Genomic DNA, 17,380 nt, shown 5'->3' with positions numbered 1-17,380 from the left:
CGCCAGCACCGGCGCGCCACCCCATTCCTCCACCCCGCACTTCATGGCCAACTTCAAAGATATCCAACTGCTGCGCACCACCTTCCTGCGCGGCCCCAGTGTCTGGACCTACCGCCCCATCCTCGAGGTCTGGCTGGATCTGGGCGAGCTGGAGGACTTTCCCTCCAACAAGCTGCCCGGCCTGAACGAGCGCCTGACGGCCTGGCTGCCCGACCTGGTGGAGCACACCTGCGGCGTGGGCGAGCGCGGTGGCTTCATCCAGCGCCTGGAAGGCGGCACCTGGATGGGCCATGTGCTTGAGCATGTGGTCATCGAGCTGCTCAATCTTTCGGGCATGCCGGCCGAATTCGGCCAGACGCGCGAAATATCGCGCCGCGGCATCTACCGCATGGTGTTCCGCTGCCCCGAAGAGGCGGTGGCGCGCGTGGCGCTCGAGCATGGCCACCGGCTGCTGATGGCCGCCATCAACGACCAGGCGTTTGACCTCAAGGCTGCCATCCAGGCCATCAAGACCGCCATCAACGACCGCTACCTGGGCCCCAGCACCGGCTGCATCGTCGACGCCGCCGGCGAGCGCCGCATCCCGCATATCCGCCTGAACGACGGCAACCTGGTGCAGCTGGGCTATGGCGCGGCGCAGCGGCGCATCTGGACCGCCGAAAGCGACCAGACCAGCGCCATCGCCGAGGGCATTGCGCAGGACAAGGACTTCACCAAGCGCCTGCTGGCCTCCTGCGGCGTGCCCGTGCCCGAGGGCCAGATCGTGAACAGCGCCGAGGAGGCCTGGGAGGTGGCGCAAGACATCGGCTTTCCCGTCACCGTCAAGCCGTCCGACGGCAACCACGCGCGCGGCGTGACGCTGGAGCTGTCGCAAGAGGCAGACATCAAGGCCGCCTTCGCGCTGGCCCAGCCCGAGGGCTCGGATGTCATCGTCGAGAAGTTCATCGACGGCATCGAGCACCGCCTGCTGGTCGTCGGCGGCAAGGTGGTGGCCGCCACCAAGGGCGAGACCGTGAGCGTGCACGGCAATGGCCAGGCCACGCTGGCCGAGCTGGTGGCCGTGCTGAACCAGGACCCGCGCCGCGGCCCGGAGCAGGAATACCCGCTGGACTGGATCGATACCGACAAGGGCGCCGTGCAGCTGGAACTCAAGCGCCAGAACGTCACGCCGGCCACCGTCATCCCCAAGGGCCAGAGCGTGCTGCTGCAGCGCAACGGCAACATGGCCATTGACTGCACCGACGACGTGCACCCCGACGTGGCCTACTACGCCACCCTGGCGGCGAAGATCGTCGGCCTGGACATCGCCGGCATGGACATGATCGTCAAGGATGTCTCCAAGCCCCTGCAGGGCCAGGGCGCCATCCTGGAGGTGAACGCCGGCCCGGGCCTCCTGATGCACCTGAAGCCGACCAGCGGCGCGCCGCGCCCGGTGGGCATGGCCATTGCCGATCACCTGTTCCCGCGCGAGGACGGCCCGGGCGCCGGCCGCATCCCGCTGGTGGGCATAGTCGGCACGCGCCACAACGCCTTCATCGCGCGCCTGGTGGGCTGGCTGTTGCAGCTGTCGGGCAAGCTCACCGGCGTGGCCAGCAGCGAGGGCATGTTCATCGCCGGCCGCCAGACGCAGAAAGCCAATGCCGCCCACTGGGCCGGCGCGCACCGCCTGCTGACCAACCGCCTGGCCCAGGCGGCGGTCATACAGACCACGGCCCGCTCCATCCTGGAAGAAGGCCTGGCCTACGACCGCTGCCTGGTCGGCGTGGTCACCGACATGGACGGCTACGAGGGCCTGGCCGACCACGATGTGCTGGAGCAGGCCAAGATGACGCGCGTGCTGCGCACCCAGATCGACGTGGTGCTCGATGAAGGCGCGGGCGTGCTCAATGCCGACATCGCTCAGGTGGCCGAATTGGCGCCGCTGTGCGACGGCGAGGTGCTGCTGTACTCCACCAGCGCCGACAACGCCGCCGTGGCCGCGCACCGCGCCGAGGGCGAGGGCCGCGCCGTGTTCGTGCGCGCCGGCCAGGTGATCCTGGCCACGGGTGCCAGCGAGCGCGTGCTCGGCAGCCTGCAGGCGCTGAGCCTGCCCGGCGGCCAGCAGCCGGACACCACGGCCCTGCTGGCAGCCATTGCCACGGCCTGGTCCATGCACATTGGTCCGGATCTGATCGCCGCCGGCATCAAGACCTTCGAATACCAGATTTGATACAAAAATAATAGCTACTGTGACGCATCAAATAAGCGTTAGGCACCTATTTGAATCAAAATTCGGCTGAAAGAACACCCATGCAAATCACCCGCATCCGCGCCCTGCGCGGCCCAAACCTCTGGACCCGCAGCACCGCCATCGAGGCCATAGTGCAATGCGCGCCCGAGGAGCACGACATCAGCCAGCTGCCCGGCCTTGAAGACCGGCTGCGCGCGCGCTTTCCGCAGATCGGCGCCCTGCAGCCCCAGGGCGCGGGCCAGAGCGTGTCGCTGGCCGATGTGCTGGAGGCTGCAGCCCTGTCGCTGCAGGCCCAGGCCGGTTGCCCGGTGACCTTCAGCCGCACGCATGCGACCGTCGAAGAGGGCACCTTCCAGGTGGTCGTCGAATACACCGAGGAATCGGTCGGCCGCCTGGCCATGGAGCGCGCCGAACAGCTGCTGCAGGCCGCGCTGGCCGACACGCCCTTCGACGCCGACACCGTGGTCGCCGAGCTGCGCGAACTCGACGAGGACGACCGCATCGGGCCGTCCACCGGCTCCATCGTCGACGCCGCCGTGGCGCGCGGCATACCGTTTCGGCGCCTGACCAGCGGCTCGCTGGTGCAGCTGGGCTGGGGCAGCAAGGCGCGGCGCATCCAGGCGGCGGAGCTGGATCTGACCAGCGCCGTGGCCGAATCCATCGCCCAGGACAAGGACCTGACCAAGCGCCTGCTGCACGCCGCCGGCGTGCCCGTGCCCATGGGCCGGCCGGTGGCCGATGTGGATGACGCCTGGGCAGTGGCCGAGGAAGTCGGCCTGCCCGTGGTCGTCAAGCCCCAGGACGGCAACCAGGGCAAGGGCGTGACGGTGAACATCAGCACGCGCGCGCAGCTGCAGGCGGCATTTGACACGGCCAGGAGCTTCAGCGACGAGGTGATGGTCGAGCGCTACCTGCCCGGCAACGACTTCCGCCTGCTGGTGGTGGGCCACCAGCTGGTGGCCGCCGCCAGGCGCGACCCGCCGCAGGTGCTGGGCGACGGCCAGCACAGCGTCCGCGAGCTGGTGGACATCGTGAACCAGGATCCGCGCCGCGGCTCGGGCCATGGCACGGCGCTGACCAAGATCCGCCTGGATGACATCGCCATCGCGCGCCTGGCCAGCGAGGGTTTGACCCCCGAATCCGTACCAGTGCAGGGCCAGCGCGTGGTGCTGCGCAACAACGCCAATCTGTCCACCGGCGGCAGCGCCACCGATGTGACCGACGACGTGCACCCCGAGATCGCCGCGCGCGCCATCGAGGCCGCGCAGACCATAGGCCTGCACATCTGCGGCGTGGACGTGATCTGCGAATCCATGCTGAAGCCGCTGGAGGAGCAAGGCGGCGGCATCGTCGAGGTGAACGCCGCCCCCGGCCTGCGCATGCACCTGGCGCCGTCCTTCGGCAGGCCGCGCAACGTCGGCGTGCCCATGGTCGATGAGCTGTTTGCCCCGGGCGAGGACGGGCGCATTCCCGTGGTCGCGGTCACCGGCACGAATGGCAAGACCACCACCACGCGGCTGATCACCCAGCTGCTGGCCGCGCATGGCCTGCGCGTCGGCATGACGAATACCGACGGCGTGTATGTGCACGGCCGCCAGATCGACAGCGGCGACTGCTCCGGCCCGAAGAGCGCGCGCAACGTGCTGTTCCACCCCGAGGTGGACGCGGCCGTGCTCGAATGCGCGCGCGGCGGCGTGCTGCGCGAGGGCCTGGGCTTCGACCGCTGCCAAGTGGCCGTGGTCACCAATGTGGGCGAGGGCGACCACCTGGGGCTGAACTTCATCACCACCGTGGAGGACGTGGCCGTGCTCAAGCGCGTCATCGTGCAGAACGTGGCCCAGGACGGCTACGCCGTGCTCAACGCCGCCGACCCGCATGTGGCCGCCATGGCCGGCAACTGCCCCGGCCAGGTGATCTTCTTCGCCCAGGATCGGCACCACCCGGTGATGGCCACGCACCGCGCGCAAGGCAGCCGCGTGGTGTATGTGGACGAGGGCCATATCGTCGCCGCCGAGGGCTCGTGGCGCGAGTCCATCGCGCTGCGCGACATCCCGATCACGCGCGGCGGCAGCATTGGCTTTCAGGTCGAAAACGCCATGGCCGCCGTGGCCGCTGCCTGGGCCGTGGGCCTGCCCTGGCAGACCATACGCCGGGGCCTGGCCGGCTTTGCCAGCGACGGCGACAACGCCCCCGGGCGCTTCAACGTCATGGACTACCGCGGCGCTACGCTGATCGCCGACTACGGCCACAACCCCGACGCCATGCGCGCCCTGGTGCAGGCCGTGGCGGCCATGCCGGGCCAGCGGCGCAGCGTGGTGATTTCTGGTGCCGGCGACCGGCGCGACCAGGACATCATCGAGCAGACCCGCATCCTGGGCGCGGCCTTCGACGACGTGGTGCTGTACCAGGACGCCTGCCAGCGCGGCCGCGCGGACGGCGAGGTGCTGGCCCTGCTGCAGCAGGGCCTGCAAGGCGCGCCGCGCACCAGCTACGTGACCGAGATCCACGGCGAGTTCATCGCCATAGACCATGCGCTGGCACGCCTGCAACCAGGCGACCTGTGCCTGGTGCTGGTCGATCAGGTGCACGAGGCACTGGAGCACCTGCGCCAGCGCTGCGCCGAGACCTCCAGCGCCACGGCGGGCGCGGCATGAGCGCGCTGCGCGCGGCCGCTCTGCTGACCCTGGCCCTGGCGGGCGGCGCCCAGGCCGCGGATGCCGAAAAGATCGGCACCGTGGACACGGCCTTCCAGTGGATTGGCCGCGATCACGACATCATCGTCGAGGCCTATGACGACCCGCTGGTGGCCGGCGTGACCTGCTATGTCTCGCGCGCGCGCACCGGCGGCATCAAGGGCACGCTGGGCCTGGCCGAGGATCGCGCCGAGGCCTCCATCGCCTGCCGCCAGGTCGGGCCGATCACGTTTGCCCAGCCCTTGAGAAGCCAGCAGGAGGTGTTCAGCGAGCGCACCTCGCTGCTCTTCAAGCGCCTGCGCGTGGTACGCATGGTGGACGCCAGGCGCAACACCCTGGTCTACCTGACCTACTCCGAAAAGCTCATCGACGGCTCGCCGCAAAACAGCATCACGGCCGTGCCCGTGGATCGCGCCACGCCGATCCCGCTGAAATAATTGATTTGAAGTGAAAACAGCCCGCAGCGCCCGATCACAAAGCGCCAACAGCTATTAAAAAAGAAGCATTTTCAAGCCTGCTGTGCGGCAATCTGGCGCAGCGCCTGCTCGAAGACCTCGACCGGCTGGCCGCCCTGAATCAGGTGGCGCTCATTGATGATCACCGCCGGCACCGAGTGGATGCCCTGGCCCTGGTAGAAGGCCTGCTGCTGGCGCACGGCGTCGGTGTACTCCTGCGACTGCAGCACGGCGCGGGCGCGCGCCTCGTCCAGCCCCAGGCGCGCCACCAGGCGCAGCAGCACGGCATGCTCGCCGGGGTTCTCGCCATCGGTGAAATAGCTTGCAAACAGCGCCCGCTGCAGCGCCAGGCGCTGCTCGCCCGTGCCCTCCACCTCCAGCCAGTGCAGCAGGCGGTGCGCGTCGAAGGTGTTGTAGATGCGCGTGCGCCGCTCGCTGAACGTGAAGCCCAGGGCCGCGCCGCGCGCGCCTATCTGCGCGTGCATCTGGCGCAGCTGCTCGGGTGTGCTGCCGTACTTGGCGGCCAGGTGTTCGAACAGGTCTTCGCCCTCCGGCCCCATGCCGGGGTTGATCTCGAAGGGCTGGAAATGCCAGTCCAGCCGCACCTGCCCCGCCAGGCGCTCGGCCGCCTGCGCCAGCGCCGCCAGGCCTATGGCGCACCAGGGGCAGACGATGTCAGAGACAAAGTCGATCTTCAGGAGGGTGGGGGTGGCAGGCGTCATGCGGGCTTCCGGTGGTCGATCACGGCGATTGTCCGCCAGCCTGCAATCTTGGCTTGACACGGCATCGCCGCGGTATTTTGATGGAGGCCGCACCTCATCACCGGGAGCACACCATGCGCATCGAGGAAATGATTGCCGCCATCCAGGCCCAGCTGGGCCTTGACGTGGACGGGAAAGCGGGCCCGCAGACCTGGGGCGCGATCTACGCGCGCATCGTGCAGAAGAAGATCGACGGCCAGCCGCCCGCCCTGGCCATCGCCACCGTGGATGCGCGCAGCGAAAAGGCCATCGCCACCCTGCTGCCCCAGGTGCAGCCCATGGCGCGCGCGCTGGTGCAGAAGGCGGCTGCCGCGGGCATCACCATCCGCGTCCTCAGCGGCCTGAGAAGCTTTGCCGAGCAGGACGCCCTGTACGCCCAGGGCCGCACGGCACCCGGCCCCATCGTCACCAAGGCGCGCGGCGGCTATTCCAACCACAACTTCGGCATTGCGTTCGACGTCGGCGTGTTCGAGGGCAACCGCTACCTGGCCGATTCGCCCAAATACAAGGCCGTGGGCGTGCTGGGCATGGATCTGGGCCTGGAGTGGGGCGGCAGCTGGAAGACCATCGTCGATCAGCCGCATTTCCAGCTGCGCCCGGCCTGGGCCATGGACCTGAGCGAGCGCGACATGCTGGCCGAAATGCGCTCGCGCCAGGCGGCAGGCGGCCCGGTCTTTGCGTAGCCGCTGGAGCCCCACCATGGCCAATGCAACCGCCCCCTTCCACCCCATCATCTACGTGCGCGGCTACGCCATGACCGAGCGCGAGCAGGACGAAACCACGGCCGACCCCTTCTGCGGCTTCAACCTGGGCTCCACCGTGTACCGCGCCACGGCCGACAAGAACCAGCCGGCGAAGAAGTTTGTCTTCGAGTCCCCGGTGCTGCGCCTGATGTCGGACTACGGCTACGCCGACATCTACGACAACGGCCTGGACATCATGGACGGCGAGTGGGAGGGCCGCATCAGCACGCGCTCCATCATCATCTACCGCTACTACGAGCAGGCCTCGGCCCTTCTGGGCAGCAGCAAGACGCCGGATATTTCGCACTTTGCGCGCGGCCTGTCCGAGCTGATCCTGCGCGTGCGCGATCTGGCCTGCGCCAACCCCGACAACCAGCTGGCGCCCGAGGACTTTCGCTGCTACCTCGTCGCCCACTCCATGGGCGGCCTGGTATGCCGCGCCTTGCTGCAGAACCAGAGCCTCAGCGATGGCCAGGCACGCGCCTGCGTGGACAAGTTCTTCACCTACGCCACGCCGCACAACGGCATAGACATGGCCGGCATCAACGTGCCGCAGTGGCTGAGCGCCGGCGACATGAACAATTTCAACCGCCAGAACATGGCCGGCTACCTGAAGCTGGAAGCGCTGTACGCAAAGACCGGGCGCGTGGACTGGTTGCCCGAAAAGGCCTTCGCGTCCGAGCGCGTGTTTTGCCTGATAGGCACCAACCGCGCCGACTATGGCGTGGCCATGGGCCTGTCGCGCAGCTTTGCCGGCCATGGCAGCGATGGCCTGGTGCGCATAGAAAACGCCTCGCTCTGGGGCGTGAACGCCAAGGGCAAGCTCTCCGCGCCCTGCGCCACGGCCTATGCCTATCGCTCGCATTCGGGCTATTTCGGCATCGTCAACAGCGAGGAGGCCTACCAGAACCTGACACGCTTTCTGTTCGGCGATGTGCGCGTGGACATCTGGGCCGACATCGATGGCGTGCAGCTGCCGCCCGAGATCGAGGGCAAGACCGTGAACGCGCTGTACCAGTTCGAGGTACTGGGCTCGCCGCGCGGCAAGCGCTGGTACCTGACGCGGCGCATGGCCGAGGAAGACTCTGTGGCCTGCCGCAGCCACCAGGAGTTGACCGACCCGGCGAACAAGGACGCGCGCAGCATCTACCTGTCCACCGTGTTCCTGGCCAACCGCGCGCGCGTGAATCCGGTGCGGCCCTCGCTGGCCTATGGCCTGACGCTGGGCGTGCGCGTGCCCGACTACGAGGTGGAGCGCAAGTTCTGGGCCGACGGCCACTACGAGGGCGGCTACCTCTTCCACGACACCGTCATCGTCGAGATGGTGCCGCCCCAGCAGCCGGGCGAGGCCTGGACGGCCAGCTTCGGCTGGCAAAGCGACAACGTCGGCCGTGCCACCACGCCGCTGTCCTACAAGACGCTGAAGACCGGCAAGCAGGTGATGAGCATTGCCTTCGGCGCCGCCAGGGCGCCGAGCATCACCGGGCGGCTGCGCTTCGTGGTGTCGGCGTGGAATGCCTGAGCACCCGCGCTTTCAATACCCGAAGAACTCCTCGCTGCGCACGTCGTCCTCGTCCACGCCGGCCTGCACCAGGGTGTTTCGCATGGCCTCGACCAGCGCCGGCGGGCCGGACACGTAGAAGATGGGTGCGTCCAGCCCGGCAATGGCGTGCTGCACGAAGGCGCTGTCGATGATGCCCGTGCTGCCCTCCCAGGGCTGCTGCGAATGGCCCATGTCGGTCATGGTGGCCATCAGGTGGAACCTGGAGTTGCGCTTGACCAGCGCCTGCAGTTCGGCCAGGAAGGCCGTGTCCTCGGGGCGGCGGTTGGAGTACAGCAGCACCAGCTTGTGCTGCGACTGCTGCTCGGCGGCGCTGCGTAGCATGCTCATGAAGGGCGTGATGCCTATGCCGCCCGCTATCAATACCGCTGCGCGCGCGGGGTTCTTGTGCAGGGTCAACGAGCCAAACGGCCCGTCGATGTTGAGCTCGGCCCCCAGCGGCAGCGCACCCAGGGCGCGCTTGAACCGGCTGTCGCGCATGCGCGTGGCGAACATCAGCTCGGCCTCGTGCGGCGCGGTGACGATGGAGAAGGCGTGGCTGCCGTCCTCGCCCTCGGGGCCGCCGGGCAGGATGATCTCGAACGCCTGGCCGGCGCGGAACTCGAAGCCCGCCGGCCTTTCCAGGTGGAAGGCCATGGTGCCCTGGGCCACGGGCTCTTTGGCGAGAAGCTTGACGGTATAGGTGGCCATATATGTCCTCTCAATGACGGTCATGCGCCATGGGATGCGGCGCATGGGGCCGATATTCCCGCATGGGCCGAGATCACGCCAGCCGGCCACGCATAGCGCCCAGCCGCGCCATGGTTACAGCCAGGCGCGCAGCTCGGTCTTGAGCACCTTGCCGTAGCTGTTCTTGGGCAGGGCCGGCACCCAGCGGTATTGCTTGGGGCGCTTGAAGCGGGCGATATGCGCCAGGCACAGGGCGTCGAGCTCGGCATCGGGCACGGGCTCGCCATCGGCCACCAGGAAGGCGATCACCACCTCGCCCCATTCGGCGTCCTGCTTGCCCACCACCGCCGCCTCGCTCGCGCGCGGGTGCAGGAGCAGCACCTCCTCCACCTCGCGCGGGTAGATGTTGGAGCCGCCAGAGATGATCACGTCCTTGCTGCGGCCCTGCAGCGTGAGAAAGCCGTCAGCATCCAGGCTGCCGACATCGCCCGTGTGCAGCCAGCCGCCGCGCAGCGTCTGCGCCGTGGCCTCGGGGTTGTTCCAGTAGCCGGCCATGACCGTGTCGCCGCGCACCAGCACCTCGCCCAGCTCGCCCTGGGGCACAGGCTCGTCATTGGCGTCGGCCACGCGCACCTCCACGCAGGCGTGCGCCACGCCCACCGAGGCGATGCGCTGCTCCCAACGCGGGTGCCGGGTGTCCATCAAATGCTCGCGCGCCAGGGCGGTGATGGTCATGGGGCATTCGCCCTGGCCGTAGATCTGCACGAACTTCTGGCCCATGGTGTCCAGCGCGCGGCGCAGGTCGTCCACATACATCGGGCCGCCGCCGTAGACGATGGTCTTGAAGCCGCTGCCGTCGCCGCCCGTGGCGCGCAAGTGCTCGACCAGCCGGTGCACCATGGTGGGCGCGGCAAACAGCGACAGCCGGCCCACGTCGGCGGCCAGCTGCGCCAGCTCGGCCGGGTCGAAACCGCCCGATTCGGGCAGCACATGGGGCGCCCCGCGCAGCATGTAGGCGTAGTTATACAGGCCGGCGCCATGCGACATGGGCGCGGCGTAGACCATGGCGTCATCCGGGTGCACATCGTCCACATCGGTGAAATAGGCCATGGTCATGGCCAGCAGGTTGCGGTGGGTCTGCATCACGCCCTTGGGCCGGCCGGTCGTGCCCGAGGTGTAGAACAGCGAGGCCAGATCCTCAGGCGCGCGCTCCTCCAGCGCCAGCGGCGCGCCCTGCGCCGCCTGGCTCCAGCCGGGGCCGCCCAGCACCTGCAGGGCGGCGGGGTCGGCGCCGGCGGCAAACGCGGCATCGCGCAGCTCGGCCGACACACAGACCACGCGCGCGCCGCTGTCGCCCAGCACATGGGCCAGCTCGCGCGCATGCAGCTTGTAGTTGACGGGCACCGACACCGCGCCACACCAATAGATGGCATGCAGCGCCTCCAGGTACTCGGGGCAGTTGGCCGAGTAGATGGCCACGCGCTCGCCCGGCTGCACACCGCAACGCTGGCGCAAATGCCCGGCCAGCGCCGCCACGCGCGCCGCCAGGCCACGGTAGTCGTGCAGCAGGCGCGCGCCGGCCAGCACCGCCGGGCGGTCGCCATGCACCAGGGCGCTGCGCTGCAGCAGTTGGGCGATATTCATTGCCGTCTCCTTGCTCTTAACAAAATAGCTGTTTGCGCTTGATGGATAAGCGCTACACGGCATTTTGGCTCAAACTCCTGCCATGCCCCATCAACCCCTCGACGACCTGTTTGCCGACGACAGCGCCCAGCCTACGGCCCTGCCCCTGGGCACGCAAGCGGTGCTGCTGCGCGGCTTTGCGCTGGCCCAGGCCGACGCCCTGGTGCAGGGCGTGCAACAGGTCGCCGCGCAGGCGCCCTGGCGTCACATGCTCACCCCGGGCGGTCAGGCCATGTCGGTGGCCATGACGGGCTGCGGGCCTTTGTCCTGGGTCAGTGACCGGCGCGGCTACCGCTACGCGGAGCGCGACCCGGTGAGCGGCCGGCCCTGGCCGGCCATGCCCGCGGCCTTCATGCGACTGGCGCAGGATGCTGCGCGGCAGGCGGGGTTTGCGCCCTTCCTGCCCGACGCCTGCCTGATCAACCGCTACGCGCCGGGCGCGCGCATGTCGCTGCACCAGGACCGCGACGAGCGCGACCTGGCCGCGCCGATCGTCTCGGTATCGCTGGGCCTGCCGGCCGTCTTTCTGTGGGGCGGCGCCACGCGCTCAGAACGCGCACTGCGCGTGCCTCTGCGGCATGGTGACGTGCTGGTCTGGGGCGGCGTGGACAGGCTGCGCTTTCATGGCGTTCTGCCCGTGGCGCCGGGCGAGCACCCGGCCACGGGCCAGTGCCGCATCAACCTGACGCTGCGCAAGGCGCTTTGAAACCACAAGAACGATAGCATCGAGCGCTTGCTGTAAAACACCTGCAGGCCTTTTCAACCGTAGGCCCAAACGCCACACCCTGCACCAAGACATGGCCAGCGCCATGCCACAGCCCGCAGCAGGGCCAATGACATTGGCGCCAGCACAAAAGTCCATTACGCACTAGACTGCGCCCCTTTGCTGCCGGGCACGCGCTTCGTCAGCACAGCTTGTGCAGGCCAGTCCCGCACACATCACCGCCGCGCTGGGCACCCTGCCCACCCGCAGTCCAGGGCAGCATGCCCGGCCGCAGCGGCCTTACCAATAGATGCCAGCGTTGCATACCGGCGTCTTGCACGGGCGATGCGCCATCGCCCATCCCGCGCCGGGGTTGCCGGCGCATGCGTTTTCTGTGCATTGCACACAGCCCCCCATCGAGTGCGGGTGGCGCCGGCCATGGGTCGCGCCCGCCATCACTCGCCCCTGACAAAAAAGAGGAACCCCATGTCCAACAAGGAAGAACTGATCGAGATGCAAGGCAAGGTCGATGAAGTGCTGCCCGACTCACGCTTTCGCGTGACCCTCGACAACGGCCACGCGCTCATCGCCTACTCGGGCGGCAAGATGCGCAAACACCGCATCCGCGTGCTGGCGGGCGACGCGGTGTCGGTGGAGATGTCGCCCTACGACCTGACCAAGGGCCGCATCACCTTCCGTCACCTGCCCCCGCGCGCGGGCGGCGCACCGCGCGCTCCGGCGCGTCCACGGCGCTAGTACCGTATTTGATTCCGCTTCCAAATCATTCGTGTCTAGGCGCGGAGCCGCAGGCAGTGCTGTAGCACGACAAGGCGAAGCAACAACGACACGGGTGATTTAGAAATGGAATGACTCATGGATGCCGCGCCAGCATCTCCGACACATAGCGGCTTGGAATGGCGTAGGTAATGCCCGAAGGCTGGCTGAGTGCCGATTCGCGCGTGCCCTTGACCAGCACCATGCTGATGACGCCAAACACGGCACCGCTACGGGGATCGAACAACGGGCCGCCGCTGTTGCCGGGGTAGGCTGTGGCGTCCAGCTGAAACACCTGCTGCGGCCCCGAGCGCATGCTGCGGATGGCGCGCTCGCTCAGTTGCTGGCTGGTCGGGCTGGGCAGGGCCATGGTGGTGATGGACGACACAATGGCCCGGTGAGTGACGGACGAAAAGCCCAGCAACCCGCCGACCGGAAAGCCCATGAAGGCGAAATCCTCCCCTTCGCGCACCTGGTCGGATGCACCAATGCCGAGCGCGGCAACCGCCGGCCCGTCGATCTGCAGCAGCGCCAGATCCTGCTCGTGGTTGTTTTCCAGCACCCTGGCCTGGCGCAGCGTCCAGGCACTTGCGCCTGAGCGTACCTGCACCACCAGGGCCGGTGCATCCGCACCCGCACTTTCGGCGGCCTTGGTGACATGGGCATTGGTCACGACACGCAAGCCATCACCCACCACAAAACCCGTTCCGACAAAACGAAACCGCGGGTTGTCGGTGGCTTTGTAGGTACCGACCAGCACTACGGAGGGTTTCACCCGCTGCACGGCATCGGGCAGTTGCGCCAGCGCGCAACCCGCCCACAGCCACTGGAGCAGGAATATGAACACCCAGGGCGTCGATCCATGTTTCAAGTTCATGGCACTGATCAACCTCCAGCCTGTTGCAGCAAACACCGAGGGGCGCCTCTCACAGTGCCTTCTTCAACTCCGCCACCTCGGCCTGGCCGGGAAACTTGTCCCCGGCGGCAGACAGTTCATCCACCAGCGGCCTGGCCGCATCCTTGCGCCCGGCCTTGAGGTAGATCTTGGCCAGGTTCAGCTTGTAGCCCAGCTGCTGTGGCTGCAGCTGCACCACCTTCTTCTGCAGCTCCACCGCCTTGTCGTGCTGGTTGGCCGCCGACAGCAGCATGGCCCAGGTGTCCATCAGCGGTGGCTGGTTGGGCGCCAGGGTGTTGGCGCGTTCGGCGTCGGCCAGGGCGCCTTCCTTGCCCAGCTGGCCCTTGATCCAGGCGCGGTTGTTCAGGGCGATGGCGTTGTCCGGCTGCAGTGTCAGCGTGCGCTCGAACTGGCGCAGGCTCTCGGGCAACTCGTTGCGGCTCAGGGCCTGGCTGCCCAGGTAGAAGGGGAAACTGGCATCCTTGGGGTGGCTGCGTGTCCAGTCCGCGGCCCAGCGGTCGGCATCCGGTTTCTTGCCGGCACTCTGCAGGGCGCTGTGCAGGCGCACGGCCAGCTCGGGGCTGTCGACCTGCTTCAGGCCCGCACGATAGGCGTCGATGGTCTTGTCCCAGGCCTTGCCCGCGGCCTGGATCTCGCCTTCGAGGATGTAGCCGGCCGCCTCCTTGGGGCGTTGCTTTTGCACCGTGCGGGCGATGGCCAGTGCTTCGTCGGGCTTGTTGGCCGCCATGGCCAGGCTGGCCAGGCCTTGCTGGGCCTGCAGTAGGTTGGGGGTGATCTCGAGCGCCTTGCGCAGTTTTTCGGCGGCGGCGGCCTGGTCGCCAGCCACCAGGTGAGCACTGGACATGCGCAGATACGGCAGCGGTGACTTGGGCTGCAGCGCCGCCATGCGGTTGAAGCTGGACTGGGCCTGGTTGTGCTCGCCATTGGCGAGCTGGGCGCGCCCAAGCACGTCCAGCAGCTGCATGTTGTCGGGCAGAGCGGCGGTTGCGTTCTGTGCCACCGTCAGGGCTTCCTTGGGCTCACCGGTGCGCAGGTAATGCTCGGCCAGCATCTGGCGCGGTACTGGGTTGTTGGGCGCGCCGTCGACGGCGCGGCGCAGAATGCCGGTCAGCTCGGCCTTGTCTGCGCCATGGGCGGCACGCAGCTCCAGCAGCAGCTGGTAGGCCTGGATGTTGGCCGGCTGCTGCTTGATGGCGGCCTCCAGCCGCGCGCGAGCCTCATCGGGGCGCTTCTCGGCGTTGTCTATGACGGCCAAAACGCCAACGGCGGGGAAGTAGTTGCCATCGATCTGCAGCGCCTGCTCCATGGCCTTGCGTGCGCCGGCCTTGTCGCCCTTTTGCAGCAGCGCGCGTCCGCGCAGGAAGGGTGGCACCACGTCGGCCGGGCGTTTTTTCTGCAGCGCATCTATGGCCTTCAAGGCCTGATCGGTCTTGCCCTGCCGCAGCAGGGTGTTGATCAGTGCCATGTCGGCCACCACACCCTCGTCGGATGCGGCAATGTTCTGCAGCTCGCCTATCGCCGTGTCGCCCTGGCCAGCCGCCAGATGACTGAGCGCCAATGAGGTGCGCTTCGCGGGATCCTTGGGGTCCAGGCTGGAGGCACGGGCAAAGTAGCGCTGCGCACGATCAATATCTCCGCGCAACATGTACACCTGCCCAGCCAGAGCCAGCAGGGCTGGGTCAGAGTTGCCGTCTTTCCCGTCTTTTGGCTCCTCGGGCAGCAGGGCCACGGCATTATCCAGCCGCCCCAGGCGTATATTTGTCGTCACCAGGCCGCGGCGCGCCATGGCCAAGCCGGGGTTCAGTTGCAGAGCCTTGGACAACATCGCCTCGGCCTGGACATTGGAGCCCAGTTGCAGCTCCGCCATACCACCCAGTTCAAAGCCACGGTAGCTCTCGGGAGCCAGCCGCAACAGGTTCTGTATTTTTTCCTGTGTCGTCTTGAAGTCCTTTTTGGTATAGGCCAGCATCGCTTCCAAATACAAGGTGGGCACCCGGCCGGGGGCCTCCTTCACCAGCACCTGCAAAGCCTTCTCGGCGTCATCGACCTTGCCCTGTACCAGCAACAGTTCAATGATTGCGGCTTGCCCTTCCTTGTAGGCTGGATTGACCTGCAACGATTCCTGATAAGCCGCCAACGCGCCAGCCATGTCGCGCTTGGTGTACAGCAGCAGGTCACCACGCAACTTCAGCGCTTCAGCTCCGGCAGCGGACTGCCGCGGCACCTTGTCCAACCCGACCAGAGCGGCTTCGATATCGCCGGACAAGGCGCTGGTGCGCGCCAGCTCAAGCAAGGCGGGTGCGTAATCGGGCTTGGCCTTGAGCGCCTCGTTCAGGCTCTCACGCGCCTTGTCCTGCTGACCCTGGCGCTGCCATGCAATGGCCACATTGGTCTTCAGATTGGCCTGCGCCTCTTCCCCGCTCAGCTGCTTGCTCGCGTAGTCGTTGGTGACCTTGTCAAACTGCCTGGCCTGCATCAGAGCCTGTACCAGCTGCGGCACGATTTCGTCGGCGGGTGCACCCAGATCCTGCGCCTTCTTGAATTCGGTTTCAGCGCCCTGAGCGTCACCAGTGGCAAGCAAGGCCTGGCCCAGCATGAGGCGTGCCTTGATGAAATCAGGGCGCTCCTTCAAGGCGTTCTTGAGCTGGATGATGGCCGCTGGTGCGTCCTGTCGATTCAGGTAGTCCTGCGCCGATGTAACCAGGGTATCGGGATTGTCTCCACCGCAGGCCGACACCAGCAAGGCGATTGCCAGGGTAGCGGACGGGAAAGCACTGCGGGAAATAGGCATCTTCATCATCATGTTGTCCTTCACAGGGAACCGGTTTCTTAAGTCTTTAGGCCCAAGCGATGCATCAGGTCGTACAGCGTGGGCCGACTCACACCGAGCAGTTCGGCAGCCTTGGCAACGGTGCCATCGGTACGCGCCAACGCTGCCAGCACGGCACGCTGCTCAGCCGCCTCGCGGATCAGCCGCAAGTCCAGCGAGCGGTCATCGTCCACCCCGTCGGCATCCGTGAAGCCGACATCGAGTGCGGTGATCTGGCTGCCATCGGCCATGATGGTGGCGCGCTTGATACGGTTTTCCAGCTCACGGATGTTGCCCGGCCATGGATGGGCCTCGATCGCGCGCAGAGCATCATCGGCCAGGGTCAGGCTGCGTCCATGCTCCTGTGCAAAACGGCGGGCAAAGGCATGGGCCAGCAGCGCCGCATCGCCCACCCGCTGACGCAGCGGTGGTATCTCGACCACGATTTCGGCCAGGCGGTAATACAGATCTTCGCGAAAGCGCCCATCCTTGATGCATTGCGCCAGGTTCTGGTGCGTGGCACAGACCACGCGCACATCCACGGCAATGCCCTGGCGTCCGCCCACGCGCTCGACCACACGCTCTTGCAAAAAACGTAGCAGCTTGGCCTGTAGCGGCATGGGCATATCGCCTATTTCGTCGAGCATGAGGGTGCCCCCATGCGCCGTCTCGATCTTGCCCGGTGTGGTCTTGGCGGCACCGGTGAAGGCGCCTTTTTCGTAGCCAAACAGCTCGCTTTCGAGCAGGTTTTCAGGAATGGCGGCGCAGTTGATGGCCACGAAGCTGCCATTGCTGCGGTTGGACTGCTGGTGCAGCCCCCGGGCCAGCACCTCCTTGCCCGTGCCGCTCTCGCCCAGCAGCATCACCGAGGCATTCGTATTCGCCACCTTCTCGATGGTGCGGCACACGCGCAGCATCTGCGGGTCGCGTGTGATCAGTCCCGCGATGGCGTCCGACGCCTGCAAGGCCTGCAGCCGCTTGTTCTCGGCCTGCAGCTCGTGCATCCTGAAGGCGCGTTCCACGCACAGGTTGAGCACTTCCGGCTCGAAGGGCTTGGCCAGAAAGTCATAGGCACCCATGGCCACGGCCTTGAGTGCGTTCGCCTGGCCGTTCTGCCCCGTGAGCACGATGACTTTGGTGTCTGGCGCCGCCGCCAGTATCTGTTCCAGCAGCTTGAAGCCCTCGGACACCGAGTCCGCATCCGGGGGCAGGCCCAGATCCATGGTCACTACTGGCGAGCCATGCCGGCGCAACTGCGCCATGGCGCTTTCGCGGTCATTGGCCAAGACCGACTCATAGCCGTCGAGCGACCATTTGATCTGCTTTTGCAGCGCCAGGTCGTCCTCGACAACCAACAAGGGCTGCAACTTCTCCGCACTCATG

At 67.1% G+C, this 17,380-nt stretch carries 13 protein-coding genes; 7 read left to right on the top strand and 6 right to left on the bottom strand.

What is annotated here, in order from left to right; translation table 11 throughout:
• The first annotated feature begins 43 nt into the window (after positions 1–43).
• The 3 genes from P4826_RS16380 to P4826_RS16370 all read left to right on the top strand — a co-directional run bounded on the left by P4826_RS16380 (position 44) and on the right by P4826_RS16370 (position 5,360).
• Complete coding sequence (locus P4826_RS16380) at positions 44–2,209, top strand: cyanophycin synthetase (protein ID WP_317701427.1); 2,166 nt, start codon at positions 44–46, stop codon at positions 2,207–2,209.
• Positions 2,210–2,289: 80 nt separating this feature from the next.
• Complete coding sequence (gene cphA / locus P4826_RS16375; protein WP_317701426.1) at positions 2,290–4,884, top strand: cyanophycin synthetase; 2,595 nt, start codon at positions 2,290–2,292, stop codon at positions 4,882–4,884.
• Entirely contained in the window at positions 4,881–5,360 is a 480-nt protein-coding gene (locus tag P4826_RS16370; RefSeq protein WP_317701425.1) for a CreA family protein, read from the top strand. The genes cphA and P4826_RS16370 overlap by 4 nt, the downstream gene beginning before the upstream one ends.
• A gap of 71 nt (positions 5,361–5,431) precedes the next feature.
• Here P4826_RS16370 and P4826_RS16365 read toward each other — a convergent pair whose 3' ends face one another.
• Positions 5,432–6,100 carry a DsbA family oxidoreductase gene (locus P4826_RS16365; RefSeq protein WP_317701424.1) on the bottom strand — a complete coding sequence of 223 codons (669 nt, stop codon included), beginning with the start codon at positions 6,098–6,100 and terminating at the stop codon, positions 5,432–5,434.
• 113 nt (positions 6,101–6,213) lie between these two features.
• On the opposite strand from P4826_RS16365, the gene P4826_RS16360 reads away from it, so the two are divergent.
• Both P4826_RS16360 and P4826_RS16355 read left to right on the top strand, forming a co-directional pair.
• Entirely contained in the window at positions 6,214–6,822 is a 609-nt protein-coding gene (locus P4826_RS16360) for a M15 family metallopeptidase (RefSeq protein ID WP_317701423.1), read from the top strand.
• 16 nt (positions 6,823–6,838) lie between these two features.
• Positions 6,839–8,404 carry an esterase/lipase family protein gene (locus P4826_RS16355; protein WP_317701422.1) on the top strand — a complete coding sequence of 522 codons (1,566 nt, stop codon included), beginning with the start codon at positions 6,839–6,841 and terminating at the stop codon, positions 8,402–8,404.
• Between the two features lie 12 nt (positions 8,405–8,416).
• On the opposite strand, the gene P4826_RS16350 is transcribed toward P4826_RS16355, so the two are convergent.
• Positions 8,417–9,133, bottom strand: a complete 717-nt coding sequence (locus P4826_RS16350) for a ferredoxin--NADP reductase (protein WP_317701421.1) — start codon at positions 9,131–9,133, stop codon at positions 8,417–8,419.
• 114 nt (positions 9,134–9,247) lie between these two features.
• Entirely contained in the window at positions 9,248–10,756 is a 1,509-nt protein-coding gene (locus P4826_RS16345; protein WP_317701420.1) for an AMP-binding protein, read from the bottom strand.
• An 82-nt stretch (positions 10,757–10,838) separates the two neighbouring features.
• Here P4826_RS16345 and alkB point away from each other — a divergent pair, with 82 nt between their 5' ends.
• Complete coding sequence (alkB, locus tag P4826_RS16340; protein WP_317701419.1) at positions 10,839–11,501, top strand: DNA oxidative demethylase AlkB; 663 nt, start codon at positions 10,839–10,841, stop codon at positions 11,499–11,501.
• A 483-nt stretch (positions 11,502–11,984) separates the two neighbouring features.
• Positions 11,985–12,254, top strand: coding sequence for a translation initiation factor IF-1 (infA, locus tag P4826_RS16335; RefSeq protein ID WP_317701418.1), 270 nt, complete (start codon positions 11,985–11,987; stop codon positions 12,252–12,254).
• 115 nt (positions 12,255–12,369) lie between these two features.
• Here infA and P4826_RS16330 read toward each other — a convergent pair whose 3' ends face one another.
• The 3 genes from P4826_RS16330 to prsR are packed head-to-tail and all read right to left on the bottom strand — an operon-like array spanning position 12,370 to position 17,379.
• Positions 12,370–13,149 (bottom strand): trypsin-like peptidase domain-containing protein, encoded by a 780-nt coding sequence (locus P4826_RS16330; RefSeq protein ID WP_317701417.1) that lies wholly within the window; start codon positions 13,147–13,149, stop codon positions 12,370–12,372.
• 49 nt (positions 13,150–13,198) lie between these two features.
• A complete protein-coding gene (gene prsT, locus P4826_RS16325) occupies positions 13,199–15,979 on the bottom strand; it encodes an XrtA/PEP-CTERM system TPR-repeat protein PrsT (RefSeq protein WP_317701416.1) in 2,781 nt (926 codons plus the stop codon).
• A gap of 38 nt (positions 15,980–16,017) precedes the next feature.
• Positions 16,018–17,379 (bottom strand): PEP-CTERM-box response regulator transcription factor, encoded by a 1,362-nt coding sequence (gene prsR, locus P4826_RS16320; protein ID WP_317701415.1) that lies wholly within the window; start codon positions 17,377–17,379, stop codon positions 16,018–16,020.
• Position 17,380 lies beyond the last annotated feature (1 nt).

The sequence above is a fragment of the Diaphorobacter limosus genome (genome assembly GCF_033100095.1).
Taxonomy (GTDB): domain Bacteria; phylum Pseudomonadota; class Gammaproteobacteria; order Burkholderiales; family Burkholderiaceae_C; genus Alicycliphilus; species Alicycliphilus limosus.
Note: the sequence above shows the minus strand (reverse complement) of the source record. Positions and strands in the feature narration are given on the sequence as shown.